Origin of the sequence: Allobosea sp. 47.2.35, assembly GCF_024655635.1 — a bacterium.
Lineage (GTDB): Bacteria > Pseudomonadota > Alphaproteobacteria > Rhizobiales > Beijerinckiaceae > Allobosea.
The window spans coordinates 497,067-516,127 of record NZ_JANLGI010000001.1; the positions used below are offsets into that span (position 1 = coordinate 497,067).

18 protein-coding genes are annotated in these 19,061 nt (G+C 66.7%); 12 read left to right on the forward strand and 6 right to left on the reverse strand.

From position 1 onward, the window contains the following. Positions 1–15: 15 nt before the first annotated feature. Both NUV79_RS02560 and NUV79_RS02565 read right to left on the reverse strand, forming a co-directional pair. Positions 16–1,653 carry a methyl-accepting chemotaxis protein gene (locus NUV79_RS02560; protein WP_257731502.1) on the reverse strand — a complete coding sequence of 546 codons (1,638 nt, stop codon included), beginning with the start codon at positions 1,651–1,653 and terminating at the stop codon, positions 16–18. Positions 1,654–1,805: 152 nt separating this feature from the next. Then, positions 1,806–3,083 carry an NAD(P)/FAD-dependent oxidoreductase gene (locus NUV79_RS02565; RefSeq protein ID WP_257731503.1) on the reverse strand — a complete coding sequence of 426 codons (1,278 nt, stop codon included), beginning with the start codon at positions 3,081–3,083 and terminating at the stop codon, positions 1,806–1,808. A 140-nt stretch (positions 3,084–3,223) separates the two neighbouring features. On the opposite strand from NUV79_RS02565, the gene NUV79_RS02570 reads away from it, so the two are divergent. Genes NUV79_RS02570 through NUV79_RS02590 form a run of 5 tightly spaced genes read left to right on the forward strand, consistent with a single transcriptional unit; the run spans position 3,224 to position 9,055 of the window. After that, complete coding sequence (locus NUV79_RS02570) at positions 3,224–4,102, forward strand: MurR/RpiR family transcriptional regulator (RefSeq protein WP_257731504.1); 879 nt, start codon at positions 3,224–3,226, stop codon at positions 4,100–4,102. Between the two features lie 51 nt (positions 4,103–4,153). Next, positions 4,154–5,722, forward strand: coding sequence for an ABC transporter substrate-binding protein (locus NUV79_RS02575; protein ID WP_257731505.1), 1,569 nt, complete (start codon positions 4,154–4,156; stop codon positions 5,720–5,722). 31 nt (positions 5,723–5,753) lie between these two features. Next, positions 5,754–6,686 carry an ABC transporter permease gene (locus tag NUV79_RS02580; protein ID WP_257731506.1) on the forward strand — a complete coding sequence of 311 codons (933 nt, stop codon included), beginning with the start codon at positions 5,754–5,756 and terminating at the stop codon, positions 6,684–6,686. Further along, a complete protein-coding gene (locus NUV79_RS02585) occupies positions 6,683–7,528 on the forward strand; it encodes an ABC transporter permease (RefSeq protein WP_257731507.1) in 846 nt (281 codons plus the stop codon). Before NUV79_RS02580 ends, NUV79_RS02585 begins: the two co-directional genes overlap by 4 nt. Positions 7,529–7,567: 39 nt before the next feature. Continuing rightward, positions 7,568–9,055: a M81 family metallopeptidase gene (locus NUV79_RS02590; protein ID WP_257731508.1), complete on the forward strand. Its 1,488-nt coding sequence runs from the start codon at positions 7,568–7,570 to the stop codon at positions 9,053–9,055. 19 nt (positions 9,056–9,074) lie between these two features. Here NUV79_RS02590 and NUV79_RS02595 read toward each other — a convergent pair whose 3' ends face one another. Then, the gene (locus tag NUV79_RS02595) at positions 9,075–11,240 is read right to left on the reverse strand and encodes a TRAP transporter permease (protein WP_257731509.1); all 2,166 of its coding nucleotides are present in this window, start codon (positions 11,238–11,240) and stop codon (positions 9,075–9,077) included. 169 nt (positions 11,241–11,409) lie between these two features. Then, positions 11,410–12,390: a TAXI family TRAP transporter solute-binding subunit gene (locus tag NUV79_RS02600; protein ID WP_257731510.1), complete on the reverse strand. Its 981-nt coding sequence runs from the start codon at positions 12,388–12,390 to the stop codon at positions 11,410–11,412. Positions 12,391–12,404: 14 nt separating this feature from the next. Here NUV79_RS02600 and NUV79_RS02605 point away from each other — a divergent pair, with 14 nt between their 5' ends. Together NUV79_RS02605 and NUV79_RS02610 are read left to right on the forward strand one after the other, a co-directional pair. Beyond that, the gene (locus NUV79_RS02605; RefSeq protein WP_257731511.1) at positions 12,405–12,590 is read left to right on the forward strand and encodes a hypothetical protein; all 186 of its coding nucleotides are present in this window, start codon (positions 12,405–12,407) and stop codon (positions 12,588–12,590) included. Between the two features lie 62 nt (positions 12,591–12,652). After that, positions 12,653–13,876 (forward strand): MFS transporter, encoded by a 1,224-nt coding sequence (locus NUV79_RS02610; protein ID WP_257731512.1) that lies wholly within the window; start codon positions 12,653–12,655, stop codon positions 13,874–13,876. Positions 13,877–14,091: 215 nt separating this feature from the next. On the opposite strand, the gene NUV79_RS02615 is transcribed toward NUV79_RS02610, so the two are convergent. Next, positions 14,092–14,838 carry a superoxide dismutase gene (locus NUV79_RS02615; RefSeq protein WP_257731513.1) on the reverse strand — a complete coding sequence of 249 codons (747 nt, stop codon included), beginning with the start codon at positions 14,836–14,838 and terminating at the stop codon, positions 14,092–14,094. 247 nt (positions 14,839–15,085) lie between these two features. Here NUV79_RS02615 and NUV79_RS02620 point away from each other — a divergent pair, with 247 nt between their 5' ends. After that, complete coding sequence (locus NUV79_RS02620; protein ID WP_257731514.1) at positions 15,086–16,558, forward strand: methyl-accepting chemotaxis protein; 1,473 nt, start codon at positions 15,086–15,088, stop codon at positions 16,556–16,558. A gap of 55 nt (positions 16,559–16,613) precedes the next feature. After that, positions 16,614–17,081: a response regulator gene (locus NUV79_RS02625; protein WP_257731515.1), complete on the forward strand. Its 468-nt coding sequence runs from the start codon at positions 16,614–16,616 to the stop codon at positions 17,079–17,081. Positions 17,082–17,171: 90 nt separating this feature from the next. On the opposite strand, the gene NUV79_RS02630 is transcribed toward NUV79_RS02625, so the two are convergent. After that, positions 17,172–17,324, reverse strand: coding sequence for a hypothetical protein (locus tag NUV79_RS02630; RefSeq protein WP_257731516.1), 153 nt, complete (start codon positions 17,322–17,324; stop codon positions 17,172–17,174). Here NUV79_RS02630 and NUV79_RS02635 point away from each other — a divergent pair. The 3 genes from NUV79_RS02635 to NUV79_RS02645 form a co-directional block, all read left to right on the forward strand. Continuing rightward, positions 17,317–17,598, forward strand: a complete 282-nt coding sequence (locus NUV79_RS02635; RefSeq protein WP_257731517.1) for an STAS domain-containing protein — start codon at positions 17,317–17,319, stop codon at positions 17,596–17,598. The two genes, NUV79_RS02630 and NUV79_RS02635, sit on opposite strands and share 8 nt — an antisense overlap. Before the next feature lie 6 nt (positions 17,599–17,604). Next, on the forward strand, positions 17,605–17,964 hold the full coding sequence (locus tag NUV79_RS02640; protein WP_257731518.1) for a response regulator: 360 nt from the start codon (positions 17,605–17,607) through the stop codon (positions 17,962–17,964). 19 nt (positions 17,965–17,983) lie between these two features. Further along, a partial coding sequence (locus NUV79_RS02645) for an Hpt domain-containing protein (RefSeq protein ID WP_257731519.1) occupies positions 17,984–19,061 on the forward strand: 1,078 nt, incomplete at its 3' end.

Consider the following 19,061-nt stretch of genomic DNA (forward strand, 5'->3'; position numbering starts at 1 on the left):
TTCCGCCTTGTCTTGTCAGGCGCGCAGCTTGAAGCGCGAGATCGAGTTGCGCAGCCCGCTCGACACCTGGTTGAGCTCGTCGATGGCCAGCGTCGATTGCTGCAGGGATTCGACCGTCTGCTGCGCGGCCTCGCTGAGCTGGGAGAGCGCCTCGCTGATCTGGCCTGCGCCGGTCGCCTGTGCCTGCATGCCTTCGTTCGCGCCTTCGAAGCGAGGCACCAGCCCCTGGACCTGCTCGATGATCTCCGAGAGCTGGCCGCCGACCTGCTGCACTTCCTGCATGCCGCGGCGGACCTCCTCCGAGAACTTGTCCATGCCCATCACGCCGGCCGCGACGGCCGACTGGATATCCTTGACCATCTGCTCGATGTCGTAGGTCGAGACGGCGGTCTGGTCGGCGAGGCGTCGGATCTCGGTCGCGACCACGGCGAAACCGCGGCCATATTGCCCGGCCTTCTCGGCCTCGATCGCGGCGTTGAGCGAGAGCAGGTTGGTCTGGTCGGCGACCTTGGTGATGGTGGTGACGACCTGATTGATGTTGCCGGCCTTCTCGCTGAGGATCGCGAGCTTGGCGTTGATGGCGCCAGCGGCCTCCATCACCTGCCGCATCGTGCTTTCCATGCGCGCGAGCCCGGCCTGTCCGCCATTGGCGAGCGTCGCGGTCTGCTCGGCGACGGCCGAGACCTCGTCCATCGTATGGGCGAGCTCATTGGAGGTGGCGGAGATTTCCTTGGCGGTCGCGCCGATCTCGGTCGTGGTGGCGGCGATCTCGTTGGCCGTCGCCTGCTGCTCCTTCGAGGTCGCGGCGACCTCGGTGATCGAGGTGTTGACCTGGATGCTCGATTTCTGGACCTGGCCGATCAGCCCGGCGAGATCGTCGGCCATGGCGTTGACGCCGTCGGCGAGTGTGCTGAACTCGTCGCGTCGCGCGAGCGTCAGGCGCTCGCTGAAATCGCCTTGCCGCATGTGATCGACGATGCCGAGCAGCTTGCCGAGCGGCACCGTGACAGCCCGGAACAGCAGGTAGCCGCAGAGGACCGCAAGAACGACCGCGATCGCGAAGCAGATGATCAGGCCAAGCTCCGCCGAGCGGACGATCGTGACGATCTGGCGGGTCGATTCGTCGGCCTCGGCCTTGTTGAAATCGACCATCCCGCGGAGCGTGCTGCGGACCTTCACGCCGAGCGGTTCGAGATCGCGCTTGACGACGGCGGACTGGTCGAAGGCTTCTCCCTTCGCTGCCGCCTGCTTGCCGGCGGCCAAGATCGCATCCTCCGCCGCCGCGAATTGTTCGATGAGTTGCGAGGCAGCCGCGTGGTTGCGCCGATCCGTCTCCGAGTCGACCGTGCGCTCATAGGATTTGAGCAGCTCGCGTAGCCTTGCCCGGTTGGCAAGGATCGCATCGGCGGCCTGGCTGACCTCTGCCGTGGTGTCTGCCCGTCCTAGTTCACGGGCGAACTGGTTGCTATCCGCCCAGACCACCATCAGCTGCGCGCTGTAATAGAGAGCAGGAACGGTCTTGGTCTCGACCTCGATCACTTCCCGCTCGGTCTGGAGGAACCAGAGATAGCTCGCGCCCGCCATGGCGGACATCACCGCGAGGATCGCGGCGAAGCTGATCAGGATGCGGCGGCGTATCGTCAGGCTCTTCATCGCTCAATCCATCGTCGCGGCACGCCCGGTCGCTTCGGGCTGCTGCATGAGCCAAATCGTTCGCAGATCATCGTTAGCGAGGAGTTATTGCGTCTCCGTTGCGGAAACGCCTCGAATGAAGGCTGTGGACGCGAATGGCGACGTCGGCCGGTTCAGGCGACACGGGCCTGGGGCAGGAAGCGCTCGGCTGCGAAGGGCGCAGGGTCGCATAGCGTCGGCGCGCCGGTCATCATCTCCGCGAGCAGGCGGCCGGTCGCAGGGCCCAGCGTGAAGCCGTGATGGGCGTGGCCGAAGGCGAACCACAGGCCGCGATGGCGCGGGGCCTGGCCGATGATCGGCAGCATGTCGGGCAGGCAGGGGCGGGCGCCACGCCAGGGCTCGGCATCGAGGCGGCGCCCCAGCGGCACGATCTGGCGCGCGATACGCTCGGCCTGGTCGAGCTGCCAGGAATCGGAGGGCTCGTCGCGGCCCGCGAGCTCGATCCCCGTGGTCAGGCGGATGCCGCGCTGCATCGCGGTCAGCACGAATCCGGCCTGGGCATCGCAGAGCGGATGCTGCGGCGTCGTCTCGGCGACGCTTTCGTAATGCATGTGGTAGCCGCGCTTGAACCCGATCGGGAATCGGTAGCCGAAACGCTCGACGAGATCGTTCGACCATGGACCGAGCGCGACGACGGCCTCGGGGGCTCGCCATTCCGAGCCATCGGCGGACAGGCGCCATTCCCCGTCCCGGTGCTGGAGGCTCGCAGCATCGGCCGGTTTCAGCAGGCCGCCGCGCGCGACGAAGAGCGCGGCATAGGCGCGTGTCACCGCGCCGGGGTCGCTGACGGTGACGGGATCACGCCAATGCACGGCGCCCGAAACGCTGCCGGCGAGCAGGCCGGGCTCCAGGCGACGCAGTGCGTCCTCGTCGAGCAGGTCATAGGTGAGGCCGTAGGCGGCAAGTTCGGCCGCCCCTTGCGTCGCGACGTCGAGGCCTCGCCGCGTCCGATAAAGTTCGATCCAGCCTTCGCCACGCATCAGGGCCTCGGTGCCGGCGGCTTGCGTCCAGCGCCGGTGCTCCTCGATGCAGCGCTCGATCAGCGGCAGGATGGCGCGGCCGAGCCTGTCGAGCCGGTTCGGGGCAGAGTTCCACCAGTAGCGCGCGAGCCACGGCGCCATCCGCAGCAAGGCTGCCGGGCGATAGCGGACGGCGATCGAGCGGTTCGAGGCGAGGCTGGCCAACGTCGCGAGATCGCGCGGGAAGGCATAGGGCACGACGGAGGAGCGCTCGATCAGCCCGGCATTGCCATGGCTGGTTTCCGCACCCGGCTCGCCGCGATCGACGAGCAGCACGCGCCGGCCGCGCTCCTGCAGATGCAGCGCCACGCTGACGCCGACGATGCCAGCGCCGAGCACGATCACATCGGCCTGTTCAGTCGCAGTCGCCATCGTCGCTGGAATCCTCTCCGTCTCTCCGGAAATACGCGGAGCGGAACCGAGCCTCAACCGCGTTATTTTTGCAAGAAAATAAAAACTGTTTGACACTGTGAAAGAAAAATTTCTTGATCTCTGGAAGCGCGGGAGTTCCGATGTCGCAGACGCTTCGCCAGAGATTGCAGGCTTGCCTCGCCAACGGCTCCAGGGCCGACAAGGCGTTGGCGAGCTATATGCTGGCGCAGATGCCGAGCCTGCCCTTCGAGACGGCGGCGAGCCTGGCCGAGAAGGTTTCGCTCAGCGAGCCGACCGTCGGGCGCTTCTGCCGGACGCTCGGCTACAAGAGCCTCAAGGACCTCAAGGCCAATCTCGCCGAGGAGATCGGCGACAGGCCCTGGCTGATCAGCGACCGCCTGCGCGATTTCCAGCAGCGCAGCCTCGCCGGCGACGATCAACTGGCGCGCAGCCTCCAACTGGAGATCGCCGGGCTCGTGCGCATCTACGAGCTTGCCCAGAGCGAGGAATGGAAGCGCGTCGCCCGCCGGCTGGCGACGGCGTCCTCCGTCTATGTCACCGGTTTCCAGACCGAGCGCGGCCTCGCGCAGTACCTCGCCAACCAGCTCCAGTACCTGCGCGATGGCGTGCATCTGGCCGATCTCGCGGCGGGGAATTTCTCGGATCTGCTGCTCTCGGCCGAGACCGAGCGCTGTCTCGTGATCTTCGAGGCGAGGCGCTATTCGCGCATGGCCAAGGTACTGGCCGAGCAGGCGAAGGCGGCGGGCATCAAGACCACGCTCATCACCGATTCCTTCTGCGACTGGGGGCAGGGGCTCGTCGACGAGATGCTGGTCGTCTCGACCGAGTTCAACCTGTTCTGGGACTCGACCGCCCAGATGGCGAGCCTGAGCAACCTGCTGATCAACGCGGTCTTCGTCGAGCTCGGACCGCAGGTCGAGGCGCGCCTGAACCGGATGGCCGAGCTCTACGGCCGCTTCACTGGCCATGTCGGGGACAGTTCGGGTCCGCTCGGCTGACGGCCGCGATCACAGCCTTTCGCAACATCTCGAAACAAAAGGGGAAGCGGGATGAAGACGATGATGAAGGGGAGCATTCTGGCGCTGGGCCTGTCGGCGCTCGCTGCCACCACGGCGCTGGCGCAGGAGGCCACGTTCGTGATGACCGCGCGCCTCGTCGGCGCGCCGACCTATAACCCGATCAAGGCGACGAAGCTCAACACGGCGACGACGCTGATCTACGACCGGCTGGTGGTGCAGGATGCCGACCAGAGCTTCCACGGCCAGCTCGCGACCTCCTGGGAGTCGAGCCCGGATGGCAAGCTCTGGACGTTCAAGCTGAAGCCCGGCGTGAAGTTCCACAATGGCGAGCCGTTCAACGCCAAGACGATCGAATGGTGGGTACCGCAGTTCAAGGGCACCGAGAACGCCTTCACCGTCGAGGCGATCGAGAAGGTCGAGGTGGTCGACGACCTCACCGTGCGCTTCCACATGAAGCATCCCGACCCGAACCTGCTGTTCAACCTCGCCAGCTCGTTCATGTGTGTGCCCGAGCCGAAATCCTACGAGGCGCTGGGCGACAAGTTCGGCGTGATCGAGGCGATCGGTACCGGCCCCTACAAGATGCAGCAGTTCACGGTCGGCCAGCAGACCGTGCTCGTGCGCAACGACGACTACAAGTCGGCCTCCGCCCTGTCGAAGAACCAGGGACCGGCCAAGTTCAGGAAGCTGACCTTCCGCGAGATCGGCGAGGAATCGACCGCCTATCTGGAGCTCAAGACCGGCGGCGCCGACGTGCTCGTCAACGTGCCCACCGACTTCCTGCCGCGAATCCAGGCGGACAAGGCCGTGAAGCTCGTAACCATCCCCGGCAACGAGGTGGTCTATATGCCGATCAACACCAGCGTCGAGCCGTTCACCGACATCAAGGTGCGCGAGGCGACTGCCTTTGCCGTCAACCAGAAGGAAATCCTGACCAGCCTCTATGGCGGCAATGGCGAGACGGCCGACACCTTCCTGATCTCCTCGCTCAAGGAGTCGCAGGTCGATCCCAAATACAAGATCGCCTACGATCCCGAGCGCTCGAAGAAGGTGTTTGACGCGGCCGGCTGGAAGCCGGGCGCCGACGGCATCCGCGTCAAGGACGGCAAGCGCCTCGAGGTGAAGCTCTGGGCCCAGAACGGCACCGAGTTCAAGCGCCTCGCCGAGATCGTGCAGGCGCAGCTCAAGGCCGTCGGCATGCAGGCCGATATCAGCATCATCGATGCCGGCTCGATCAATGCGCAGTACCGCAAGAAGACCGAGCACCAGCTCGCGGTGCGCGCCTATCAGTGGACCAATGCCGATATCGTCGACTGGTTCTTCGCAGCCAAGCGCGCGGGCTACCCCAATGTCTCGATGTTCAACGATCCCGAGGCGGAGAAGCTCAACGACATCGCCATGAACAAGTCGAAGACCTGGGACGAGCGCGTCGCGAATTTCACGAAGTACCACGAGTACGTGCTGTCGCAGTACCCGTTCGCGCCGATCTATCAGCCGGTGCAGAGCCTGGCTTATGGCAAGCGCGTCGTGATGCCCGAGAAGATCCGCGGCATCGGCTTCTCCAGCCAGTCGATGATCGACATCGCGCCGGCCAACTGAGCCGGGACGAACTCACGCAGGAGATCGATCCTTGCTGCGCTTCGCGATCCGGCGCCTCGCCATGCTGGTGCCGGTCTTCCTCGCCGTCTCGCTGGTGATCTTCATGATCATCCACCTCGTGCCGGGTGACCCGCTGGAGCATCTGATCCAGGTCGGCTCCTCGCCCGAGCAGCGGGCGCAGATGATCGCGCGTTACGGGCTGGACCAGCCGCTGCTGGTCCAGTACGGGCGCTGGCTCGCCAAGGTCGTCACCGGCGACTTCGGCGATGCGATCGTGATGCGCCAGCCGGTTTCGCAGCTCATCGCCGAGAACATGCCGCATAGCCTCGCGCTTGGCGGCACGGCGCTGATCTTCTCGACGGTGGTCGGGATCGTCACCGGCGTGCTCGCGGCCTCCTTCCGTGACAGCCTGTTCGACCGGGCGGTGATGGGGTTCATCCTGCTGGGGTCGACGCTGCCGAGCTTCTGGCTGGCGCTGCTGATGATCCTGATGTTCGCCGTGCAGTTCGAGTGGTTCCCGGTCTCGGGCGCCCGGACATGGGATGCGCTGGTGTTGCCGGCGCTGACCATCGGCATCGGTGGCACGGCCCTGATCGCCCGCGTCACCCGCGCCGCGATGGTCGAGATCGCGAGCCGTGATTTCGTGCGGGTGCTGCAGGCCAAGGGCGTGCCGTTCTGGCGCATCCAGCTTCGCCATATCCTGCAGCAGGCGATGCTGCCGGTGATGACCATTCTGGGCCTGCGCATCGGCTGGATTCTCGGCGGCGCGGTCACGGTCGAATATGTCTTTGCCAGGCCGGGGCTCGGCTCCCTGCTGATCACGGGTCTGGGCCAGCGCGATTATCCGCTGGTTCAGGGCTGCCTGCTGATGCTGGCGATCGCGGTGATGTTGGGCACGCTGATCGGCGATCTCGCCCAGGCGGCGCTCGATCCGCGGTTGCGTGAAGCCATGGGTGCAAGATGAGCCGCAAATCCCTCGCCGGCCGCATCCTCCGCTCGCCGCGCGGCGCCACCTGCGCGCTGTTCCTGCTCGCACTCGTGCTTTGCGCGATCTTCGCGCCCTGGATCGCGCCTTACGACTATGCCGCGCAGAAGCTTTCCATGGCCAACACGCCGCCCTCGGCCGCGCATTGGCTCGGCACCGACGAGTTCGGGCGAGACCTGCTCTCACGCATCATCCAGGGCGCGCGGACCTCGCTCAGCGTCAGCGTGCTCTCGATCGCGCTGTCGGTGCTGATGGGCGCGACGCTCGGCGCCGCCGCTGGGTATTTCGGCGGCGTCTTCGACAAGATCGTCACCGTCTTCGTCGACCTGACATGGTCCTTCCCGGAAATCCTGCTGGCGCTGATCCTGATCGCGATCCTCGGCCCCGGACTCCATTCGACGGCGATTGCCATCGCCATCGCCTATCTCGCGCAGTTCACCCGCCTGACGCGGGCGCAGGTGATGGCGCTGAAAGGCGAACTCTTCGTCGATGCGGCGGTGACGGCGGGGGCAAGGCCGGGGCGCGTACTCTTCCTGCATCTCCTGCCCAACGCGATGACGCCGGTCATCGTCGCCGGGATGCTGGCGACGGGCGATGCGATCGTGCTGGAAGCGACGCTCGGCTTCTTCGGGCTGGGTGCGCAGCCGCCTGTCCCGAGCTGGGGGGCGATGATGAGCTCCGGCACGGCGCAGATCTTCATCGCGCCCTGGATCATCATCTTCCCCGGCCTCGTCATCGCCACGGCCGTCATCGCCATCAACGTCTTCGGCGATGCGCTGATCGAGGCGCTCGATATCCGCCGCCCGCTGCGGGACGGCTGACGTCCACCAATAACGCGCGACAACAGCCAGAGGAACGCCATGAGCTTCACCGTCCTGACCGCCGAGTTCTCGCATGAGAGCAACACCTTCAGCCGCTGCCCGGCCGATTACGCCGCCTTCACCGATCGCGGCATCAAGCTGGGCGGCGATGCCATCGCCGCGCGGGCCGAGGCCAACACGCCGATCGCCGGCTTCCTCGATATAGGCCGGCCCGCGGGGTGGACGGTGATCCATGCGATCAGCGCTGCCGCCCAGCCTTCCGGCCCGGTGACGCGCGACGCCTTCGACCGGATCGCCGGCGTCATCGTCGAGGCGGCGAAGGCCCATGCCGGCAAGATCGACGGCGTGCTGCTCGGCCTGCACGGCGCCATGGTCACGGAATTCTGCGAGGATGGCGAGGGCGAGCTGCTGGAGCGGGTCCGCGCCGTGCTCGGGCCCGACGTGCCGATCGGCGTCACGCTCGACCCCCATGCCAATGTCACCCGCAAGATGACCGACCTCGCCGATATCGTCGTCTCCTACAAGACCTATCCGCATGTCGACATGCGCGAGATCGGCAAGCTCGCCGCCGGCGTCCTGCAGCGGACGATGAAGGGGGAGATCAGGCCGGTGACGCTGCGCGCCGAGCGGCCGATGCTGGAGGAGGTCAATGGCGGGCGCACCGATATCGGCCCGATGGTCGAGCGCATCGCCAAGGCCAGAGCCTATGAGAAGGAGGCCGGCGTCTTCGCCGTCAGCGTCAATGGTGGCTTCGGCAATGCCGATATCAAGGAGGTTGGGCCGACCGTGCTCGTCACCTGCGAGGGCGAGCGCGAGAAGCACCAGGCCTTCGCCGAGGCGATGGTCGAGGACATGTGGCAGCGCCGCTTCGACGTGATTACGCCCTTCCTGTCCGTCGAGGATGCGGTCGCTGAGGCAAAGTCGTATGTCGTGACGAAGGGGCCGCTGATCATCGCCGACTACTCAGACAATCCCGGCGGCGGAGGCTATGGCGATGCGACCGGCCTGCTCGAGGGCATGATCGAAGCCGACCTCAAGAACGCGTGCTTCGGCCCGATGGTCGATCCGGAGGTCGCGGCCGAATTGCGCAAGGGCAAGCCGGGTTCGACGGTTTCAGTCAGGCTCGGTGGCAAGGTCGATCCCGAGATCGGCGGCGGGCCGCTCGCACTCACCGGCACGCTCGTCAGCGTCAGCGACGGCGACTATACCGGCGATGGCCCGATGATCGGCGGCTTGCAGGCGAGCTGGGGACCCTGCGCCGTGCTGCGCGTCGGCGATATCGAGATCCTCGTCACCACCATCCGCTCCCAGATGAACGACCTGCAGCAGTTCCGCGCCTTTGGCATCGATCCGGCGGCGAAGCGCGTCGTCGGTTTGAAGTCGATGCAGCATTTCCGTGCCGCTTTCGAGCCAATCGCCGGCAAGGTGATCGTCTGCGACAGCGGGGCGCTCTGCACGCCCGATCTCAGCAAGCTGCCCTATCGCCGGGTGCGCCGGCCGCTCTACCCGCTCGACAAGGTGGCGTGAGGCGTCAGCCCGCCCCGGCTCAGGCCGGGGCGGGCGCCGCCCTGCGCGCGATGATCTGCCTGAGCAGGACGGGCGCGCCGATAATGAGGCCGGCCATGATCGAATAGGGCGTGGCCAGGATCATCGGCAGGGCGGCGACGGCAAGAACGAGACGCTCCCACATAACCAGCGGCGCCAGCAGCCAGGCCGAGAAGGCGCCCGAAAGCAGGGTGATGCTGGCGAGGCAGGCTGCGGTCGAGCCGAGGAACTCCGTCCAGGTGAAGCCCGGCGCCATGATCAGCATGGAGGGCGAGAACACGAAGACGAAGGGCACCAGCACCTTGCCGAGCGCGAGCCGGAAGGCCGTGTTGCCGGTCTTGAACGGGTCGGCACCGGCCATGCTCGCGCCGGCATAGGCGGCGATCGCCACCGGCGGCGTGATGTCGGCGAGGACGCCGTAATAGAACACGAAGAAATGGGCGACGAGCGGGTTGACGCCGAGCATGCCGAGCGCGGGCGCAGCCACCGTCACCATGATGATGTAGTTCGCCGTGGTCGGCACGCCGCAGCCGAGCAGGATGCAGACCATGCCGGTCAGCAGCAGCGTGAAGAACAGCGTCGCGCTCTTGATGTCGAAGGGCAGGAACGGGACGAGATCGATCAGGCCCTTGGCCCATTGATCGGCGAGCGAGGTCACGATCCAGGAGATCTTGAAGCCGACGCCGGTCAGCGTGACCACGCCGACGATGATGCCGACGGTCGCTGCCGCGGCGCCGACGCCGATGGCGTATTTCGCGCCGAGCACGAAGGCATCGACCATGTCGTTGACGCGCCTGCGGCCCTCGGTCGAGCGCAGAAGCACGCCATGCGCCATGACTGCGAAGGCGGCGATGACCAGCGCCGCGTTGACGCCGGGAACGCGCAGCAGTTCGGTCGGGGCCGCGACGCCGATGGCCAGAGCCAGCGCCAGGGCCGCTGGCGCGCGGTAATGCGCGAGGCCGACCAGCATGCAGCCGGTGATGCCCCAGAAGGCGGCGAGATAGGGCGTGTAGCCGGTGAAGAGCACGACGATCAGCGCGAAAAGCGGGGCGATGGTCGGCCAGTCGCGGGCGAAGACCTCGCGAAGCTTTGGTGCGTCGGCATCGGTCATGCCGCCCATGCCGGTGCGGCGCGCCTCGAAATGCACCTGCATCAGCACGCCGAAGAAATGCATGAAGGCCGGCACGATCGCGGCGATGACGATGGTCGCGTAGGGCAGGTTGAGGAACTCGACCATCAGGAAGGCGGCGGCGCCCATGATCGGCGGGGTGATCTGGCCGCCGGTCGCGGCGGTGGATTCAACCGCTGCCGCGAAATGGCGCTGGTAGCCGAGGCGGATCATCATCGGGATGGTGAGCGAGCCGACCGTGACGGTGTTCGCCACGGAGGAGCCCGAGATCATCCCGAACAGGGCCGAGCCGAAGATCGAGACCTTGGCCGGGCCGCCGGCGAAGCGGCCGGCCACCGCCGCGGCGACGCCGAGGAAGAGGCGGCCGAGGCCGATGCGCGTCGCCAGCACGCCGAACAGCACGAAATGGAAGACATAGGTCGCGACCACGCCGAGCGCGACGCCGTAGACGCCCTGGCTGGTCAGGTAGAGATGGTTGACGAGGTTCGACCATGTCGAGCCCGGATGCAGGAAGATGCCGGGGAACCAGTTGCCGAAGAGCGCGTAGACGATGGCGAAGAGCGCGATCAGCGGCAGGCCCCAGCCGATGGCGCGGCGCGTCGCCTCGATCATCAGGACGATGGTGATCGTGCCCATCGTCACGTCGAGCGGCGACGGGTTTCCGACGCGGAAGACGAGGTCCTCGAAGATCCAGGGCACGTAAAGGCTGGCGACGGCGACCGCGACCGCGAAGACCCAGTCATAGAGCGGCACGCCGCCAGGGCGGAACACGGTCGAGGGATAAACGGTGCCGGCCTCGCTCTTGCGCGCGGCGAAGACGAGGAAGATCAGGCCCAGCACGAAGGCGAGATGGATGCCGCGATGCGTGGTCTCGCGCATCAGGCCGAAGCCGGCGGTGTAGTAGTGGAAGGCCGACAGTGCGAGTAGCAGGCCGCCGATCAGCAGCGCGGTGCCATGCGGCACCTTGCGGAACTGCATTTCCGGATCGAGTTCTTCCTCGAGCTTGGCGAGTTCGGCGGCGGAGGGCTGATGGGCCATGGGACACTCGACGGAGAACCCCTCTCCCGGGTGGGAGAGGGGCAGGGGTGAGGGAAGAACGGCAAAGAAAAGGACGAGGACGGAGACGTTGCACAGATCGGCAACGGCAGGCCCTCACCCCAGCCCTCTCCCATCCGGGAGAGAGAGCACGGGCGGTGGTTCGCGCGCCTTACTTCAGCAGGCCGGCTTCCTTGTAGAACTTCTCGGCGCCCGGATGCAGCGGCACGCCCTGCAGGCCGGAGAGCGCGGTCTCCTTGCGGATCACCTTGCCCTTGGCATGGCCGGCATCGAGCGCCGCGCGAGCCTTGTCGCTCCACAGGCCCTTGGTCACGGCATAGACGGTGTCGGCCGAGATCTTCGAGGAGGTGACCCAGTGGGCGCCGACCGCGACGGTCTTCACCGCGCCGACATCCTTGTAAGTGCCGGCCGGGATCTCGTCGGCGGCGAAGAAGGGCGAGTCCTTGGCGAGCTTCTCGGCCGGGGCGCCGGTGATCGGCAGAATGTCGATGCCCGAGCCGGTCGAGGCGAGCTCGGAGATCGCCGCCGCCGGGAAGCCGCCGGTGAAGAAGAAGGCATCGACCGAGCCGTCCTTCATCTTCTCGGCCGCCTGGTTCGGCTTGAGGTATTCGGCCGAGATATCCTTCTCGGTGACGCCGAAGGCGGCGAGGATCGCCTTGGCGTTGAGCAGCGTGCCGGAGCCCGGCTCGTCGAGCGAGACCTTCTTGCCCTTGAGATCAGCGACGCTCTTCACGTTCGAGGCCTTGCGAACGACGAGATGGACGCTCTCGGGGTAGAGATTGGCGATCGAGCGCAGTTCCGCGACCTTCGGCTTGCCCTCGTAGACGCCCGTGCCGGAATAGGCCCAGAAAGCGACGTCGGCCTGGACGAAGCCCGACTCGGCCGCGCCGCCGACGATGGCGTTGACATTGGCGACCGAGCCGTTGCTGGCGACGGCGGTCGCGACGAGCTGCGGCGGGGCCGAGATCGCGTTCGCGATCAGGCCGCCGATCGGATAATAGGTACCGGCCGTGCCGCCGGTACCGATGCGGAAGAAGGCCGGGGCCTGGGCAACGGCGATGCCGGCCGCCAGCGCGACGGCGCCGAGGGCGAGGCCGGCGGCGGTAAACTTCGAACGAAGACGCAGAGACATTCAGTCAACCTCCCATGAAAGCGGGCAATCTCGGCAGGATTGGACACGGGATCAATCGGAAATTCGACTCAGGTGGTGCGATCAACAGCGATCTGGCCGGATTGAAGGGCTGCGGGGCGGAAAAGCGTGGCCAGGCATGCAGTGAGGGCATTGCCGTGGTGCCGGCTCATGAAATTGTGCCGGTGCCGGCGATCCTCTAGAGCCTTCGACCGCGTCACGAGGCGGGAATCGGCCTGCCGGAGATGCCGCGGGACTTACCCAGATGACCGCCAGCGCGCCGACCGCCTCCCTGCCGCAACGGGCCATGATGCCGGTGCTGATCGCGCTGAGCTTCACGCATCTGCTCAACGACATGATCCAGTCGCTGATCCCGGCGATCTACCCGATCATCAAGGAAGCCTACCGGCTCGATTTCGGCCAGATCGGCCTGATCACGCTGACCTTCCAGGTCTCGGCCTCGCTGCTGCAGCCGGCTGTCGGGCTCTACACCGACAAGCATCCGATGCCCTATTCGATGGTGGTCGGCATGGGCTTCACGCTCGCCGGGCTGATCGGGCTCGCCTATGCCGGGAGCTATGGCTTCCTGCTGCTTTCGGCGGCCTGCGTCGGCATCGGCTCCTCGATCTTCCACCCGGAGGCGACGCGCATGGCGCGCAATGCCTCGGGCGGGCAGCATGGTCTGGCGCAGGGCATCTTCCAGGTCGGCGGCCAGACGGGTGGGGCGCTCGGGCCGCTCCTGGCGGCCTTCATCATCGTGCCGCGCGGGCAGGGGAGCCTCGCCTGGTTCTCGGTCGCGGCGCTCGTCGCGATGATGCTGATGGTCTGGACGGCTGCGAGCTATGCGCGGCTCGACAAGGCGCGTCCGCCGAAGGCCGCGGTGGCGAGTACGCTGGCAGCCCGGCCGGGCAAGCGCTCGGTCGCCTTCGCGATCACGATCCTGATCATCCTGCTGTTCTCGAAGAACGCCTATTCGGCGAGCTTCTCCTCGTTCTACACCTTCTACCTGATGGGCAAGTTCGGCATCTCGATCCAGAACTCGCAGGTGATGCTGTTCCTGTTCCTCGCTTCCTCGGCGGTGGGCGCACTCGGCGGCGGCATGCTGGGCGACCGGATCGGCCGCAACAAGATCATCTGGTTCTCGATCCTGGGCGCGCTGCCCTTCACGCTGATCCTGCCCTATGCCGACCTGTTCTGGACCGGCGTGCTGACGATCGTGATCAACCTGATCATGTCGAGCGCCTTCGCCGCGATCCTGATCTACGCGCTGGAGCTGCTGCCCGGCCGTGTCGGGCTGGTCGGCGGCTTCTTCTACGGACTGTCCTTCGGGCTCGGTGGGCTCGCGGCGGCGCTGCTCGGCGAGTTCGCGGACATTCTCGGCATCGAGATGGTCTACAAGATCTGCTCGTTCATCCCGCTGATGGGCCTGCTCGCCTGGTTCCTGCCGCGCCTCAGCGAGGGCACGAAGGGCGCCAGGGTCGGGCATTAGGCCGACACCGTCATGCTCGGATAGCGCGAGGAACCCTCTCCCGGAGGTAGAGGGCAGGGTGAGGGGTAGGCCGCTCACCAAGTTTGCTGTGAGATGGTCGCTGCGCGGCGGTGAGGCAGAGTTTTACTGGTCCAGGGGCCTACACCTCACCCCTGCCCCTCTCCTTACAGGAGAGGGGTTCCCGCGACCTTGTGGTCTTGGTCAGAGTTCAGCGCTCAGAGCGCGAGCTTGCCGGCCTTGGCGGCGGCATAGCGCTCGTTGACTTTCTTCCAGTCGACCACGTTCCACCAGCCCTTGAGGTAGTCGGCGCGGCGGTTCTGGTATTTCAGGTAATAGGCGTGCTCCCAGACGTCGTTGCCGAGCAGGACCATCTGCTTGTCCATGATCGGGCTGTCCTGGTTGGGCTTGCCGAGCAAGGCGAGCTTGCCGGCCTTGTCGACGGTGACGAAGACCCAGCCCGAGCCGAAGACGCGCAGGCCCGCGGCCTCGAAATCGGCCTTGAACTTGTCGAAGCCGCCGAGATCGCGGGTGATCGCCTCGGCGACCTCGCCGGTGGGCGCGCCGCCGGCGCCCGGCGCCATGATCTCCCAGAACATGCTGTGATTGGCATGGCCGCCGCCATTGTTGCGGACGAGGGTGCGGATGCTCTCGGGCAACTGGCCGAGATCGGCGATCAGCTCGGCCACCGAGGCCTTCGCGATGACGCCATTGTCCTTGGCGGCATTGTTCAGGGCGGCGACATAGGCGGCGTGGTGGCGGTTGTAGTGGATGTCCATCGTCGCCGCGTCGATATGCGGCTCCAGCGCATTGGCCTCATAGGCACGCTTCGGCAGCGAGAATGGGCCGGTCGGCGCTGCGGGAGCGGCGGCCTGCGCCCAGACCCTTGGCGCGGCGGCGACGACGAGCGCGGCGGCGCCCAGCCCGATCAGGCCACGGCGGGAGACGGCGGAAACTGCGGTCATGGAATTCCTCCGGAAAGCGTTCGGGCGAGTTGGCTTCTGGCTCAACGCGCGTCTCCCCTCGCGGGTTCGCCGTCGATCGCTGCAGCTATAGCACGGACGCGCCTGGCCGTTGACCCTAGGGCAATGTCACAATCCCGGCGTGCACTCCGAAAGTGGTAAATCGCCGGAACGGGCTCTTAACCGGCGATTTACCGCGTTTCTCTACGGTTCCGAGAGAAATCCTCCCGGGTTGAAGGGGCGTCCCGCCATGCATGCACTGGCTCGCAAGCTCGATCTGCCCGTTGGCGCGATTGCAGCGCAGCCCGCTGACGAGCCGGTCGGGACGGGCGCCGAGCGCGCGGTGCGCGAGATCGCGGCCCGCTTCGGCAAGCTCAGCGCCGAGATCACCGACATTGCCGGGCGCGTCGGCGACGTGACGCAGCAATTCGACAAGCAGACGGCCGGCCTGCGCCGGGTGGTCGGCGCGGTCGAGCAGGTGTCGCAGGCCAACAACGCGATCCGGCAGGCGGCCGAAGGTGCGCAGGCGGCCGCCTCTGGCGTCCGCTCCGGGCTCGAACGCGTGACGACATCGGTCCGGCTCGGCCTCAACGCCGCGCAGGCCGATATCGCAACCCTGTCCCAGGAAGCGCAGTCGATGTCGCATGTGCTGGCCCAGGCTGTCGGCGATGCCCACAAGGCGCGGGCGTCGAGCGACGCGATCCAGTCGATCACCCGCGAGATCCAGCTTCTGTCGATCAATGCCGGCGTCGAGGCTGCGCGCAGCGGCGAGGCCGGAAAGGGCTTCGCGGTCATTGCGGCGGCCGTGAAGGCCCTTGCGGAACAGACGCGCGAGGCGACGGCCGCGAGCGCAGCCCAGCTCGACCTGCTCGTGAAGGCCGTCGATGCCGTTGCTCGCCGCAGCCAGGAGAATGCCCAGACGGCGCAGCGCGCTCAGGCGGGCAGCCAGACCATCTCGCAGCAGATCGGCGAGTTCGACAGCTTCGGCCGCTCGGTCGTCGAACTGATCGGCGAGATCGAAGCGGTGTCGCGGCCGACACGCGAGAATGCCGAGGCCTGCGCCAAGGCCGGGCAGGACCTTGCCGGGCTCGTGGCCGGGGTCGATGCCTCCACCGACAATCTCCAGCAGGCAGGCCAGCGCACCGAGGCGCTGGTCGCGATCAGCGAGGGCATCCTCGGTTCGATCGCGGCATCCGGCGTGCGCACGGCCCAGTCTGAGCTGATCGCGACCGTGATGGAGACGGCGGGCACGATCGGCGAGATGTTCGAGGCGGCGCTCGAACGCGGCGAGCTCACGCTGGCCGACCTGTTCGACGAAGCCTATCGGCCGATCCCGGGTTCGGACCCGGTCCAGCACATGACTCGCTTCGTGGCGCTGACCGACCGGCTGCTGCCGCCCTTGCAGGAAGAGCTTCTGACCTCGAACGGGCGGATCGTGTTCTGTGCCGCGGTGGACCGCAACGGCTTCCTGCCGACGCATAATCGCAAATATGCGCAGCCGCAGGGCGGCGACCCGGTCTGGAACAACGCGAATTGCCGCAACCGGCGCATCTTCGACGATCGGACGGGGCTTGCCGCCGCGCGCAACCGCAAGCCGTTCCTGCTGCAGAGCTACCGGCGCGACATGGGTGGCGGGCAGTTCCTGGTGATGGAAGACCTGTCGGCGCCGATCATGGTGAAGGGGCGGCACTGGGGTGCCTTTCGCTTCGGGCTCAAGGTCTAGCAGCCGGCCGTGTGCATTTTGTCGAGTTGAGTAAGCGAGTTCCCGAGCCAGCGCCATGCATATAGCGCCTTCCTTTCCCAACCTGTCGGTGCTGCTCATCGATCCGAGCCCGCATTACCGCCGGATCGTGCGGACCATGCTGTATCAGGCGCAGCTCAACCGCATCTTCGAGGCGTCGGACCTGTCCTCGGCCGCCGCGACGTTCATCCAGAAGCAGCCGAACATCGTCATCCTCGACTGGGACATGCCGGAGGGGAACAGCGTCAAATGCCTGGCGGCGATTCGGTCCTTCAAGACCTCGCCCTTCGCCAAGGCGCCGGTGCTGGTGATGATGGAGCGGCCGGACCGGCGCTCGGTCGTCCAGGCGGCGAAGCTCGGCGCGCATGAGATCGTCACGAAGCCGATCTCGCCCAACAATCTCTGGCTCCACCTCTCGGGTGTCATCAACATGCCCCGGAAATATCGCGAGGCAGAGGGCAAGATCACGCTGGTGCCGCGCGCGATCAGCAACGCCATCTTCTGATCGTTGCTCAGAGGTTCCCCGAACGGAATGTGACGGCATTGCTCGACTCCGGCCGGCAGCGCGGCGTCCTTGGGCACTCGCGCGGGCTTGTCACGTCACGGCTGCGGCCTGCGACAACCCCAGGTAGGCCGCACCTGCCGCGAAAACGCCAAGAGTATTGATGCGGCTGAACATATTTAGCGAAGTTTTTACCAGTTTGACGCGATGCTTCGGGCGCAATCCTGGGTCGCTCTTCATGGTCATCACCGTCTCGCTTCCCCCTTTCCTCGGCCGGACCGAGGCCGCGACGTTCCGCAACCAGCTGCTGGTGGCGCTGGAACAGCGGGAAAGCATTGCCGTCGAATGCGCCGAGGCCGGGCCACTGCCCAGCCTCTGGATCCAGCTTCTCCACTCCGCAGCCACCAGCGCCGCCGCGCGGGGGCTTTCGGTCACGCTCAAGGCGGCTTCCGAGGAATGCCGCGAATCCTTGCGGGCGATCGGCTTCGACGCCGCTCACAGCGCTCTCGTTCTGGAGTGATCAGGTATGAAAATCCTGGCGATCGACGATACCAAGACCCTGCTCAGCCTGCTCAGCCTGACGCTCCGCAATGCCGGCCATGAAGTGGCGGAGGCGGAGAACGGCGAGGACGGTCTGACCAAGTTCGACCAATTCCGCCCCGATCTGGTGATCACCGACCTCAACATGCCGATCATGGACGGCATCGAGTTCACGCGCGCCTGCCGCTCGCGTCCCGCCGGGCAGAACACGCCGATCATCGTGCTGACCACGGAGAACGGCGCCGAGATCAAGGCCGAGGGCCGCCGTGCCGGCGCCAGCGCCTGGATGGTCAAGCCTTTCGAACCCAACACGCTGCTCGGCCTCGTCGCGCGCTACCAGAACTGAAGGTCGGCCGATGGATCCGTTGGCAGAACTCAAGCAGACCTTCTTCCAGGAATGCGAGGAACTTCTCGGCGCGCTGGAGCTGAAGCTCCAGGCTCTCGACGAGGGCTCCACCGATCCTGAGGACGTCAATGCCGCCTTCCGCGCCATTCACTCGATCAAGGGTGGCGCGGGCGCCTTCGGCTGCACGGAGCTGGTCGGCTTCGCGCATGTCTTCGAGGCTTCGCTCGACCATCTGAGGTCCGGCCGCGTCGCCATCGAGGACGCGCCGTTCACGCTGTTCCTGCGCTGCGCCGACGCTGTCGCCGATCTGGTCTCGGCTGCCCGCAACGACGAGCCTGCGACCGAGCGTCCGGACCTGCTGGCCGCGCTCGAGCAGGTCGGCAAGGAACCGCAGGCTGCTGTCGCCGCGCCGCCGCCGGCTCCCGCCGCGCCCGCTCCGGCGCCGGCGCCGGCTGCGCCTGCCGCCAGCAACGATGCGCCCATCGGCATCGCCGCGCTCGGCAACCTGCTCGCCATGGTCGAGGCGAAGACCGCGGCTCCCGCTCCCGCAGCCTCGGATGACGGCTGGGACGACGAGCCCGTCGCGGCCCCTGCGCCGGCCGCCGGCAAGCCCGGCCGTGACGTGCATCTGCGCATCATGCCGGAGCAGGACCTGTTCCGCCGGGTGATCGAGCCGCGCGTCGTGCTGGGCTCGCTGCCGACAGACGACATCGTCTCGATCCGCTGCGACCTGAGCCAGGTGCCGCCGCTCGAAAGCCTCGACGTCAGCGATTGCTGGATGCGTTTCGACGTGGACCTGCGGACCGAACTCACGGTCGAGGACCTGCACGGTCGCTTCGATTTCAGCCTCGCGAACGAAGAATTCGAGATCAACTTCCCGGAGCCGGCCGTGACGGAGGCTCCGCCGGTCGTCGAAGCGCCGGCTGCCGAGCCGGAAGTCTCGAACTCCGTCGCCGCCGACCTCTCCGCGATCCTCGCCAAGCTCGGCGCGGCGCCGGAAGCGGCGAACGAGCCCGATATCCAGCCTGCACCGGCCCCGGTCGCCGTGGCCGCTCCGGTCGTCGCCGCGGAGGCGCCCGCCGTCGCCCGCGCCGCGC